The organism is Neobacillus sp. K501 (genome assembly GCF_053749995.1).
In genome coordinates this window covers 40,576-51,937 of the sequence record NZ_JBSLYA010000018.1, presented here as the reverse complement: position 1 = coordinate 51,937, position 11,362 = coordinate 40,576, and the positions used below count along the sequence as shown (strand labels likewise).

Here is an 11,362-nt window from a genome sequence, read left to right as displayed (position 1 = left end):
AGCAATAGCGAGAAGGTCACACCCGTTCCCATACCGAACACGGAAGTTAAGCTTCTCAGCGCCGATGGTAGTTGGGACTTTGTCCCTGTGAGAGTAGGACGTTGCCAGGCAAACGAAGAACAACCTTTAGTAGGTTGTTCTTTTTTTGTGTTTAAAAGGTAATAGAGTGTTGTTTTAGTGGGGAATCATTCTGGTGAAAAGGAAAAGGCGGCTGAAGAGTAATACTTTTGAAGGGAAAGATAAAAGACTAATAAAAAAGTACGAAGTGTTTTAAAAGAAATCGAAACGAGACATACACCCAAATGGAATCTGTTACATATGATATAAACGAGGAAATTCTTGTAAAGGATAATTCGGAAAATTGTATACAATTGAGTAACAACGGCAAGAATAGGTGTGTGGAGGTGGTGGGGTGAGTTCATTAGCACATAATCATTACCAGGAAACTTGTGTTATTTGTGAGAATGTAAAGCCAAAAGGGATACATCTGTATACATCTTTTATTTGTACGGAATGTGAAAAGGATTTAATTCAAACAGAAACACATGACCCGAAATATAAATATTATCTAGAACAGTTGAAAAAAATTACGACACCAGAAATTTTTTCGTAAAAAGTCCATTTGGGCTTTATTTTTTTGCGAGGATTCAGGTAGAGCTTGTCGTTTTTTGTTAAAATAAATGAGACTCTACGAAGGAGTATAAGAATGGACAAACAAAAGCGACTACCATTATACGACGCATTGCTTAAACATAGTCATAATAAACCTATTTCATTTCATGTTCCTGGACATAAATATGGAGAGATATTCTCTTTAGAGGCGAAAGACCATTTCCAGCAGCTTCTGAGGCTAGATGCAACGGAACTATCGGGACTTGATGACCTGCACTCACCTGATGGGATTATTAGAGAGGCAGAGGAATTATTAGCTGACCTTTATCAAGTACAGAAGAGCTTTTTCCTTATCAATGGATCAACGGTCGGGAATTTAGCGATGATCATGGCGACTGCAACAACAAATGATGTTGTACTCGTACAAAGAAATTGTCATAAATCTGTATTGCATGCATTAAAAATAGCTAAAGTCCGCCCGGTATTCTTAGAGCCTGAATTTGACCCTACATGGAAAACAGCAACGGGAGTAAGTCATAAAACGGTGGAGGAAGCAATTGCCCGTTATCCTAAAGCAAAAGCGATTATTTTGACTTATCCCAATTACTACGGTATGGTATACGATTTGAAAAGTGTGATAGATTTGGCACACTCACATAATCTGCCTATTTTAGTTGATGAAGCTCACGGTGCGCATTTTATTATCGGCGGCCCGTTCCCAACATCAGCCATCGAATTAGGTGCTGATATTGTCGTCCAATCCGCACATAAAACATTACCCGCGATGACAATGGGTTCATTTTTGCATGTTAACAGCAACCGAATCAGTGTTGATGTCATTCAGGATTACCTGCAAATGCTCCAATCCAGCAGCCCATCCTACGTGATTATGGCTTCTTTAGATTTAGCTAGGAATTATTTAGCCACCTATGAAGATAAGGATGTTCAATACCTTATTAATGAAAAACAGAAATTTCAAGCAGAATTAGCAAGGATATCGGCTATAAAGGTATTAGAGTACCCAAATTCAGAAGGGGACCCTCTAAAGGTAACGATACAGACAAGAGGTAAAATGAGCGGATTTGAACTGCAAAAGAGATTTGAATTGGCTGGAATCTATACAGAGTTGGCCGACCCGGAAAATGTCCTATTTATTTTACCGCTCTTAAAAAGGGATCTAGCTCATCGATTGGACGAGGCAAATGAAAAAATAAGGGCTATCTTAGCAGAGGAACAACCGATTTCCGGCAAAAGAAAGGAATTTCAAAGGAACGGTTCAAAGGTTAATGAATTAGCGATTCCCTATCATCAATTTGCATCATTTGAAAAAATGAATGTACCGATTGCAGGAGCTGCAGGACAGGTCAGTGCCGAAGTGGTGATTCCCTATCCACCAGGGATTCCCCTATTGCTAGCGGGTGAGTGGATAACAGAAGATAAGTTAGAGACGTTAAGTCTTTTACTCAAAAGCGGAGCAAGGTTTCAAGGAGGTTCTTTATTAGATAAGGGCTTGCTTACAGTTTTTTCAACATAAGTTTTTGGAGGGTTAGACATAGTGAAGAACGGATTTTTTATTACATTCGAAGGCCCGGATGGTGCGGGTAAATCAACAATCATTGGAATGGTTGCTAATGAGTTAAAGGATGCACTTTTAACGAGGGAACCAGGAGGGATTGATATTGCCGAGCAAATTAGAAGGGTTATTTTAGATAAAGAAAATACAGCGATGGACCCACGAACAGAGGCGCTGCTCTACGCAGCAGCACGAAGACAGCATCTAATTGAGAAGGTCAAGCCGGCGTTAGAAGCAGGAAAGATGGTCCTTTGTGATCGCTTTGTCGATAGCTCGTTAGCATATCAAGGATATGCCCGCGGCTTAGGAATGGATGAGGTATTTACGATTAATCAGTTTGCGATTGAGCAAATGATGCCGGATTTAACGATTTATTTCGATATTGAACCAGAGCTGGGAATGAAGCGAATTAACAAGAATAAAGGACGAGAAGTGAATCGTTTGGATTTAGAAAACCTAGACTTTCATTATAAAGTGAGGGAAGGATATCATCTTTTAATCGAACGTTTTCCAGAACGGATTGTCACTATAGATGCTTCAGGTACGATAGACGAAGTGTTCACAAAAACGATGCAAGTATTAAAACAAAGAGCCTTTTAACCAAGGCTTTTTTATATGAAATCATTAAATTGGTCTTCGAGGAGCTCCGCTTTTATAATTTTGCAAAATTCAGAAGTAGTAACATTCGAATATACATGTATCAACTACTAATACCTGTTATAATATAGAAAAAGGAAGTTCTGAGGAGGGGTTGGTTGGATGAAACTGATTATTGCTGTAGTACAGGATCAGGATAGTAATCGGTTATCAAAAGCACTAGTAGATAATAATTTTCGAGCAACAAAGCTTGCAAGTACAGGTGGTTTTTTGAAATCCGGCAATACCACCTTTATGATTGGAACAGAAGATATCCGGGTAGACCGTGCCCTAAAAATAATTAAGGATAATTGTCAATCGAGGGATCAATTAGTGGCTCCAGTCTCCCCAATGGGAGGAAACGCTGACTCCTTCGTTCCCTATCCAGTAGAAGTAGAAGTTGGTGGCGCAACGGTATTCGTCCTGCCAATTGAACAATTTTTGCATTTTTAATAAAATCTTATTTTTGTGAGTGAGTGATTAGCTTGGTGAAAACATGGGATCAACTGGAAGAGCTGCAGCCAACCGTGTTAAAAATGTTTAAAAACAGCATGTTAAAAAATCGTGTCGCCCATGCCTACCTGCTCGAGGGAATCAGAGGGACAGGGAAAAGGGAAATAGGCTTATTAATGACGAAAGCCCTTTTTTGTGATTCTCTCGTGGAAGGTTTTAAACCATGCGAAAATTGCAGTAATTGTCGAAGGATTAACAGTGGTAATCATCCGGATGTTCATATTGTTGAACCTGATGGGCAGTCAATTAAGGTGAATCAAATCAGGGAACTGCAGACGGAGTTTGCCAAAAAGGGAGTAGAGTCTTCCAGAAAAGTCTATCTGCTTGAGCATGCCGACAAAATGAGCACCAGTGCTGCGAATAGTTTATTAAAGTTCTTAGAGGAGCCTAACTCTGCGACAACAGCATTTCTATTAACGGAGCAGCCGCAGCAAATTTTACCTACTATTCTTTCGCGCTGCCAAATATTATCATTTCAGCCGTTATCTCCACAAACAATGATTGGGCAATTGATAGAAAATGGCGTTGATCCGCTAAAAGCACCATTGCTGGCACATCTAACCAATAGTCTAGAAGAAGCATATCAATTAAATGTCGATGATTGGTTTGCACAAGCCCAAAAAATAGTGTTAAAATTGTATGAGGTGTTGAAAAAAAATCCGTTAGAAGCAATGGTAACACTTCAAGGAGATTGGTTTTCACACTTTAAAGAGAAAGAACAGATTAATCGTGGTTTAGATCTATTACTTCTTATTTTTAAAGATTTATTATATATACAGTTAGACAAAGAGGAGCAAATTGTCTTTAAGAGTGAAAGTGGCCGGTTAAGACAATTTGCCCTAACGACATCCGGACGGCGGTTATCGGATCAAATGTCAGCGATTCTCGAAGCAAAAAGAAAGCTTGCGGCTAATATGAATCCGCAGTTGATGATGGAAGAGCTTGTGTTAACTTTGCAGGAGGGATCTTCATTTGTATGATGTTGTAGGAGTACGCTTCAAAAAAGCGGGGAAAATCTATTATTTTGATCCTGGGGACCTCTCGATTCAAAAGGATGACTTTGTAATTGTCGAAACGGTGCGGGGAATTGAATATGGTAAAGCCGTTGTTCCTCGTAAACAGGTAGATGAGCATGACGTCGTTCTTCCGTTAAAGAAAGTAGTGCGAATAGCGGACCATAAGGATCGAATGATTGTTGATGAAAATAAACATGCTGCCCAGGAAGCCTATGAAGTTTGTAATGAAAAAGTAATTGAGCATCAACTAGATATGAAGCTAGTGGATGTCGAATATACATTTGACCGAAATAAAATCATCTTCTACTTTACTGCCGATGGCAGAGTTGATTTTCGCGAGTTGGTGAAGGATTTAGCTGCTATTTTTCGGACAAGGATTGAACTGCGTCAAATTGGCGTCAGAGACGAGGCAAAAATGCTCGGCGGGATTGGCCCATGTGGAAGAATGTTATGTTGTTCTACGTTCTTAGGAGACTTTGACCCTGTTTCGATTAAAATGGCAAAGGATCAAAATCTATCATTAAACCCTACGAAAATATCCGGTTTATGCGGTAGACTGATGTGCTGTTTAAAATATGAAAACGATGAGTATGAAGCAGCGAAGGAGCAGCTGCCTGATTTAGGTGAAATCATCGTTACTCCTGATGGACAGGGGAAAGTGGTAGGATTAAATATATTAGAGCGGGTACTTCAGGTGGAACTTAAGGAACAAGAACGGGTTCTGGAGTATACATTAGATGAAATCAATAAAGAAGGTGCCTTTTCTATACAATCCACAGATTAAGAGGTGGAAGACGTGGATAAAAAAGAGATATTCGATTCAGTAAGTAATATGGAAACACAGATTGGCCATCTTTACCAACAGCTAGGAGAATTAAAGCAGCATTTAGCCGAAATAATAGAAGAGAATCATTATTTAAAGCTGGAAAATGAACATCTAAGACGCCGTTTAGATGTAACCACGGAAAAAGAAGAAAAGAAGGATACGAAAATGAAAAAGGGGACAAACCCGCAGCAGTCAGGCAGCGATAAGTCCGTAGATATTGGCGAAGGTTACGATAACCTCGCCCGTCTCTATCAAGAAGGATTTCATATTTGTAACCTTCATTTTGGAAGTTTGCGGAAGGAAGGCGATTGCTTATTCTGCCTCTCCTTTCTAAATAAGAAATAACTCAGTGCCTTCCATTATGGAGGGCTATTTTTTGCCGATAGGAAAGTATATCTTTCCTATCAGGCATAAGTGCAACTACGCCTCTAACTGCGCCTTTAAGGGCGGAGCCAGAGGCGAGTTTTCTAATAAAAAAGAGGTACATATTCATATGGTAAATTTAAAAGATGATGAACGGCTTGATTATTTGCTTGCAGAAAATTTAAGGATTATTCAAAGTCCCTCTGTATTTGCCTTTTCCCTAGATGCTGTATTGCTGGCACGATTTACGTATGTTCCCATTCAAAAAGGAAACATCATTGATCTTTGCAGTGGAAACGGGGTCATTCCGTTATTTTTAAGTGCTAGAACGAAAGGGAAGATTACCGGGGTTGAAATTCAGGAGCGCTTATACGATATGGCGGCTAGAAGTGTCGAATACAATGGCCTTCAAGAACAGGTTCAAATGATTCATGGCGATATAAAGGAAATTCCAAAAAAGCTTGGATTTGGTAAATTTGATGTAGTCACGTGCAATCCGCCTTATTTCACAACACCATCAAAAGAAGAAATGAACCCCAATGAGCACCTTGCGATCGCTAGACATGAAATTCTCTGTACACTTGAGGATGCGGTTAAAGCCTCCAGTCAGTTAGTTCGTCAGGGAGGGAAAGTAGCCTTTGTCCATCGGCCTGGTCGCTTACTAGACATTATTACATTGATGCGGGAGTATCGCCTAGAACCGAAAAGAATTCGTTTCGTTTATCCAAAGCAGGGAAAAGAGGCGAATACGATTTTGGTGGAGGCAATAAAAGATGGCAGCCCTGATTTAAAGATTCTCCCACCATTATTCGTATACAATGAAGAGAATGAATACACTGCTGAAATTAGAGAGATTTTATATGGAGAATAATGATCATTATTTCTATGTGTTAACCTGCAAAGATGGCAGTTTTTATGGAGGGTATACGAATAATCTAAAACGGCGGATTAAACTACATAATGAAGGCAAAGGGGCAAAGTATACACGAGGGCGGGGACCAGTGCAGCTTACTTACTATCAGGAATTTGACAGTAAAGGTGATGCATTGCGTGCAGAATATCAATTTAAGCGAATGACTCGTAAGAAGAAGATAGAGTTTTTAATAAAAGAAGCAGGTGGTTATGATGTGGCAGCAGAAGAGCTTTGAGAATGAAGAGCAAAAAGGAATTCTTTACCTTGTTCCGACACCAATTGGAAATCTTGAGGATATGAGCTTCCGAGCGATTAGGATTTTAAAAGAAGCAGATTTAATTGCTGCAGAGGATACAAGGAATACGAAAAAGCTATGTAATTATTTTGAAATCCAAACCCCTGTTGTCAGCTATCATGAACATAATAAAGATACGAGCGGAGAGAAACTCATTCATAAAGTGAAAGACGGGATGAAAATCGCCTTAGTGAGTGATGCAGGTATGCCAGCCATTTCTGACCCCGGATATGAACTGGTCCAAGCAGCTGTCGATCAAAAAATTACAGTTGTCCCGTTACCAGGAGCCAATGCAGCTCTTACGGCACTAATTGCCTCTGGCCTATCCTGTCAGCCTTTCTACTTTTATGGCTTTTTAAGCCGTAGTAAAAAAGAGAAGAAGGAAGAGCTAGAAATTCTAAAGAAGCAAAAGGCAACATTGGTTTTCTATGAATCACCGCATCGAATGAAGGAAACGCTGGCGATTATGCGTGAAATTCTCGGCAATCGTAATATGGCTCTCTGTCGTGAACTAACGAAAAGGTTTGAAGAGTTTATTAGAGGAAGCTTGGAAGAAATTTTAGAATGGTCCAATCAAGATGAAATTCGTGGTGAGTTTTGTTTAATTGTTGAGGGCGCAGATGAGCAGCAACAAGAAGAGGAAATAAGCTGGTGGGAGCCTTTGACAATTGAAGCGCATATCAACCATTATATTAATAGTAAAGACATGTCTTCCAAAGAGGCGATAAAACAAACAGCAAAAGATCGGGGCTTAAATAAACGAGAAGTTTATCAGATCTATCATATTGAATAAAATAAAAAGCTTCTCCACTTTTGGAGAAGCTTAAGTTTTATATTTATTTCGCTAATTCAAATTGATTTTGAATTTCTTGTATTAATTGTTCTGCACCTTCACGGCTAAGAATTAATTTACCGCCTGCAAGTGCTAGGTTGTCATCTGAAACTTCACCAGTTACCTGGCAAGTCATGTTTGGCTTATATTTTTTCAAGATAATGCGCTCATCGTCTACGTAGATTTCAAGAGCATCCTTCTCAGCAATACCAAGTGTACGTCTTAATTCAATCGGAATAACCACACGACCTAACTCATCAACTTTACGGACAATACCAGTAGATTTCATTTAATTAATCTCCTCTCGAAAATAGCTATATATTTTATCTATTCGTCAATATTCGACATATTTTTCATATTTTTATAATACCAGCGTTTCCCAAATCCGTCAATTATTTTATTTTAAAAAGTAATGGAAATTTTTATATTTTTGTGAAGATGTTGCTACATCGGGATTTATCGAAAATACGCATTAATAAACAGTTAAAAAATATTATTATATAAAATATTAGGAAAAAACAAATTCGACAAAATTCTACAGTGGGCCAATCATAATATTCGTTTGCGCGGATTGTTTTTTGGGGGTATAAGGAAAAATATTTAAAAAAATGGAATTGCATTGAAAATCGGTAATATTGCACAAATGTTAATTTTTATGTATATTTTGATGATAGAAGAGGCTAAAAAAGGGCAATAATGAAGAAATAGATTAATTGAAATGGCCTACTTTAGGAGGGTTACAAATGGCGGAAAAATTAAAGACATTTTATCTGACTACCCCGATCTATTATCCGAGTGGAAATTTACATATTGGTCATGCCTACACAACGGTTGCTGGGGATGCAATGGCACGATATAAGCGGATGCGCGGTTATGATGTTAGATATTTAACAGGAACTGACGAGCACGGGCAGAAGATTCAGCGTAAGGCAGAAGAAAAGGGGATTACTCCGCAACAATATGTGGATGAAATTGTTGACGGAATTAAGGACTTATGGAAAAAACTTGATATTTCCTATGATGATTTTATCAGGACGACAGAAGATCGACATAAGCAAATTGTTGAGAAAATATTTGCTAGACTTCTTGAACAAGGGGACATATATCTCGACAAATATGAAGGGTGGTACTGTACACCTTGTGAATCGTTCTATACAGACCGCCAGTTAGTCGATGGTAATTGCCCTGACTGCGGAAGACCGGTTGAAATTGTGAAAGAGGAATCTTACTTTTTCAGAATGAGTAAGTATGTAGACCGCCTGTTGCAATATTATGAAGAGAATCCTGAATTCATCCAGCCAGAATCGCGAAAAAATGAAATGATCAATAACTTCATTAAGCCCGGTTTAGAGGACTTGGCTGTTTCCAGAACTACCTTTGATTGGGGAGTAAAAGTTCCTGGCGATCCTAAGCATGTGATTTATGTTTGGATCGATGCGCTATCAAACTATATTACCGCTCTTGGTTACGGTACAGAGAATGATAGTAACTACTTAAAGTACTGGCCTGCAGATGTTCATCTTGTAGGAAAAGAGATTGTCCGTTTTCACACCATTTATTGGCCAATCATGTTAATGGCATTGGATGTTCCACTTCCAAAGAAGGTATTTGCTCATGGATGGCTGTTAATGAAGGATGGAAAAATGTCCAAATCCAAGGGCAATGTCGTTGATCCTGTCACATTGATTGATCGCTATGGGCTGGATGCCCTTCGCTATTATTTATTACGGGAAGTACCATTTGGAGCAGACGGCGTATTCACACCAGAGGGTTTTGTCGAAAGAATAAACTTTGATTTAGCGAACGATTTAGGAAACCTTTTAAATCGTACAGTGGCGATGATTGATAAATATTTTGAAGGTGTAATACCAGAGTATTCCGGCTCGATCACGGAATTTGATGAATCATTGCTGCAAATGAACCGTGAAACGGTTTCTAAATACGAGGATGCAATGGAAAAAATGGAGTTTTCCGTTGCTCTAACAGCGATTTGGCAGTTAGTAAGCCGGACGAATAAATATATAGATGAAACGCAGCCATGGACGTTAGCGAAATCGGAAGAACGTAAGGGTGAATTGGCAAGTGTCATGGCTCATTTGGCAGAGTCCTTAAGAAGAATGGCCGTGCTGCTGCAGCCTTTCTTAACTCGGACACCAAATGGTGTTTTTGAGCAGTTAGGTGTGAGGGAAGCTGCGTTGAAAACATGGGATAGTTTAGCAAGCTTCGGCGCCATTGAAAGTGGTACCAAGGTGGAGAAGGGGAATCCGCTTTTCCCACGTCTAGAAATTGCTGATGAAGTAGATTTTATCCGCTCAAAAATGGGAGGAACAGCTCCAGAACAGGTGCAAGAGAAGAAAGTTGAAGAAAAGCCAGAAGAAATCGCAGAAATTGCTATTGATGACTTTATGAAGATTGACCTGCGCGTTGCAGAGGTTATTCAGGCTGAACCAATTAAAAAGGCAGATAAGCTTTTAAAGCTTCAGCTTGATCTTGGTTATGAAAAGCGGCAGGTTGTTTCAGGAATTGCCCAATACTACAAGCCTGAAGATTTAGTTGGAAAAAAAGTGATTTGTATTACAAATCTTAAACCAGTTAAACTTCGCGGTGAACTCTCACAAGGCATGATTTTAGCAGGTTCAAAGGACGGTCAACTATCACTTGCGACTGTGGACCAAACCTTGCCAAATGGTTCGAAGGTGAAGTAGAGAGTTATAATAAAAGAGCCTGTTCAAGGCTCTTTTTCTTTGCAACATTCTACAAAATGTTTCACGTGAAACATTTTTCGTTATTTTCCCAGTTTATTTTTATAAAAATGACAGTAAAACTTGAGCTAATAAGACAAAGGAGCGGCTTATATGTTATTTGATACTCATGTCCATTTAAATGCAGAACAGTATAAGGAAGATTTGCAGGAGGTAATTGCTAGAGCTCAAAATGAGGGTGTATCTCATATGGTTTGTGTTGGGTTTGATCGGCCGACGATTGAAAAAGCGATGGATTTAGCAGAAACCTATGATTTTATCTATGCTTGTGTAGGTTGGCATCCTGTTGATGCCATTGATATGAAAGATGAGGATTTACTTTGGATTGAGGAATTAGCTGCACATCCAAAGGTAGTAGCAATCGGAGAAATGGGATTGGATTATCATTGGGATAAATCTCCTAAGGAAATTCAAAAGGAAGTTTTCCGCAAACAAATCCGCTTAGCCAAAAAAGTAAAGCTTCCAATTGTCATTCATAATCGGGAAGCAACAGCTGATATTGTTGAAATCCTGCAGGAAGAGGGTGCGGCAGAAGTTGGTGGAATCATGCATTGCTTCAGCGGCAGTCCCGAGGTTGCCAAAGAATGTCTAAAAATGAACTTTTACATTTCACTTGGCGGGCCTGTCACCTTTAAAAACGCCAAAAAGCCCAAAGAAGTGGCAGCTGAGGTTCCAATAGAAAAACTATTAATCGAAACAGACTGTCCGTATTTAGCACCGCATCCATACCGTGGAAAACGCAATGAACCGGGCTATGTTAAGTTAGTTGCTGAGCAAATTGCAGAAATTAAAGGGCTAACTTACGAGGAAGTGGCCGAAGCTACGACACGCAATGCCAAAAAAATATTCGACATAAATTGATAGAAAACGATGTCGAACATCCATGAAGCTTGTCCGAAAATTTTCAGATAACTTAAAGTTCTACATGTCTCCTTTTCTACATAGGATAACCGTGTCGAGAAGTTTTCCTTTGCAAATTTCCCAACATTATGCATAATAGGTAATACGTTCGCAGGAAATG

General features: G+C 39.2%; 13 protein-coding genes and 1 rRNA gene. 13 read left to right on the top strand and 1 reads right to left on the bottom strand.

Annotation, left to right across the window (positions count from 1 at the left end; all coding sequences use genetic code 11):
• From rrf to rsmI, 11 genes are all read left to right on the top strand, one after another.
• A 5S ribosomal RNA gene (rrf, locus tag ACWM35_RS24285) occupies positions 1-110 on the top strand; the annotation flags it as partial.
• 302 nt (positions 111-412) lie between these two features.
• Positions 413-613 (top strand): sigma factor G inhibitor Gin, encoded by a 201-nt coding sequence (locus tag ACWM35_RS24280; protein WP_454821466.1) that lies wholly within the window; start codon positions 413-415, stop codon positions 611-613.
• Between the two features lie 93 nt (positions 614-706).
• Positions 707-2,146 carry an aminotransferase class I/II-fold pyridoxal phosphate-dependent enzyme gene (locus ACWM35_RS24275; protein ID WP_454821465.1) on the top strand — a complete coding sequence of 480 codons (1,440 nt, stop codon included), beginning with the start codon at positions 707-709 and terminating at the stop codon, positions 2,144-2,146.
• A 21-nt stretch (positions 2,147-2,167) separates the two neighbouring features.
• Positions 2,168-2,785 carry a dTMP kinase gene (tmk, locus tag ACWM35_RS24270; RefSeq protein WP_454821464.1) on the top strand — a complete coding sequence of 206 codons (618 nt, stop codon included), beginning with the start codon at positions 2,168-2,170 and terminating at the stop codon, positions 2,783-2,785.
• Between the two features lie 159 nt (positions 2,786-2,944).
• Positions 2,945-3,274 carry a cyclic-di-AMP receptor gene (locus ACWM35_RS24265; RefSeq protein ID WP_454821463.1) on the top strand — a complete coding sequence of 110 codons (330 nt, stop codon included), beginning with the start codon at positions 2,945-2,947 and terminating at the stop codon, positions 3,272-3,274.
• Positions 3,275-3,306: 32 nt separating this feature from the next.
• The gene (gene holB / locus ACWM35_RS24260; protein WP_454821462.1) at positions 3,307-4,314 is read left to right on the top strand and encodes a DNA polymerase III subunit delta'; all 1,008 of its coding nucleotides are present in this window, start codon (positions 3,307-3,309) and stop codon (positions 4,312-4,314) included.
• Positions 4,307-5,134 (top strand): PSP1 domain-containing protein, encoded by an 828-nt coding sequence (locus ACWM35_RS24255; protein WP_454821461.1) that lies wholly within the window; start codon positions 4,307-4,309, stop codon positions 5,132-5,134. Before holB ends, ACWM35_RS24255 begins: the two co-directional genes overlap by 8 nt.
• 12 nt (positions 5,135-5,146) lie before the next feature.
• Positions 5,147-5,521 carry a DNA replication initiation control protein YabA gene (yabA, locus tag ACWM35_RS24250; protein ID WP_454821460.1) on the top strand — a complete coding sequence of 125 codons (375 nt, stop codon included), beginning with the start codon at positions 5,147-5,149 and terminating at the stop codon, positions 5,519-5,521.
• Between the two features lie 148 nt (positions 5,522-5,669).
• Positions 5,670-6,410, top strand: coding sequence for a tRNA1(Val) (adenine(37)-N6)-methyltransferase (locus ACWM35_RS24245; RefSeq protein WP_454821459.1), 741 nt, complete (start codon positions 5,670-5,672; stop codon positions 6,408-6,410).
• A complete protein-coding gene (locus ACWM35_RS24240; protein ID WP_454821458.1) occupies positions 6,400-6,687 on the top strand; it encodes a GIY-YIG nuclease family protein in 288 nt (95 codons plus the stop codon). The genes ACWM35_RS24245 and ACWM35_RS24240 overlap by 11 nt, the downstream gene beginning before the upstream one ends.
• Positions 6,665-7,540: a 16S rRNA (cytidine(1402)-2'-O)-methyltransferase gene (rsmI, locus tag ACWM35_RS24235; protein ID WP_454821457.1), complete on the top strand. Its 876-nt coding sequence runs from the start codon at positions 6,665-6,667 to the stop codon at positions 7,538-7,540. Before ACWM35_RS24240 ends, rsmI begins: the two co-directional genes overlap by 23 nt.
• 43 nt (positions 7,541-7,583) lie before the next feature.
• On the opposite strand, the gene ACWM35_RS24230 is transcribed toward rsmI, so the two are convergent.
• Positions 7,584-7,868: an AbrB/MazE/SpoVT family DNA-binding domain-containing protein gene (locus ACWM35_RS24230; protein WP_454821456.1), complete on the bottom strand. Its 285-nt coding sequence runs from the start codon at positions 7,866-7,868 to the stop codon at positions 7,584-7,586.
• 454 nt (positions 7,869-8,322) lie between these two features.
• Here ACWM35_RS24230 and metG point away from each other — a divergent pair, with 454 nt between their 5' ends.
• Both metG and ACWM35_RS24220 read left to right on the top strand, forming a co-directional pair.
• Positions 8,323-10,284 (top strand): methionine--tRNA ligase, encoded by a 1,962-nt coding sequence (metG, locus tag ACWM35_RS24225; RefSeq protein ID WP_454821455.1) that lies wholly within the window; start codon positions 8,323-8,325, stop codon positions 10,282-10,284.
• Positions 10,285-10,434: 150 nt separating this feature from the next.
• Positions 10,435-11,202 (top strand): TatD family hydrolase, encoded by a 768-nt coding sequence (locus ACWM35_RS24220; RefSeq protein ID WP_454821454.1) that lies wholly within the window; start codon positions 10,435-10,437, stop codon positions 11,200-11,202.
• The last annotated feature ends 160 nt before the right edge of the window (positions 11,203-11,362 follow it).

Coding starts and splice junctions, on each gene's coding strand:
- ACWM35_RS24275 (WP_454821465.1), top strand. CDS start 707: ATGGACAAACAAAAGCGACTACCATTATACGACGCATTGCTTAAACAT.
- ACWM35_RS24265 (WP_454821463.1), top strand. CDS start 2,945: ATGAAACTGATTATTGCTGTAGTACAGGATCAGGATAGTAATCGGTTA.
- ACWM35_RS24245 (WP_454821459.1), top strand. CDS start 5,670: ATGGTAAATTTAAAAGATGATGAACGGCTTGATTATTTGCTTGCAGAA.
- ACWM35_RS24240 (WP_454821458.1), top strand. CDS start 6,400: ATGGAGAATAATGATCATTATTTCTATGTGTTAACCTGCAAAGATGGC.
- rsmI (WP_454821457.1), top strand. CDS start 6,665: ATGTGGCAGCAGAAGAGCTTTGAGAATGAAGAGCAAAAAGGAATTCTT.
- ACWM35_RS24230 (WP_454821456.1), bottom strand. CDS start 7,868: ATGAAATCTACTGGTATTGTCCGTAAAGTTGATGAGTTAGGTCGTGTG.
- metG (WP_454821455.1), top strand. CDS start 8,323: ATGGCGGAAAAATTAAAGACATTTTATCTGACTACCCCGATCTATTAT.
- ACWM35_RS24220 (WP_454821454.1), top strand. CDS start 10,435: ATGTTATTTGATACTCATGTCCATTTAAATGCAGAACAGTATAAGGAA.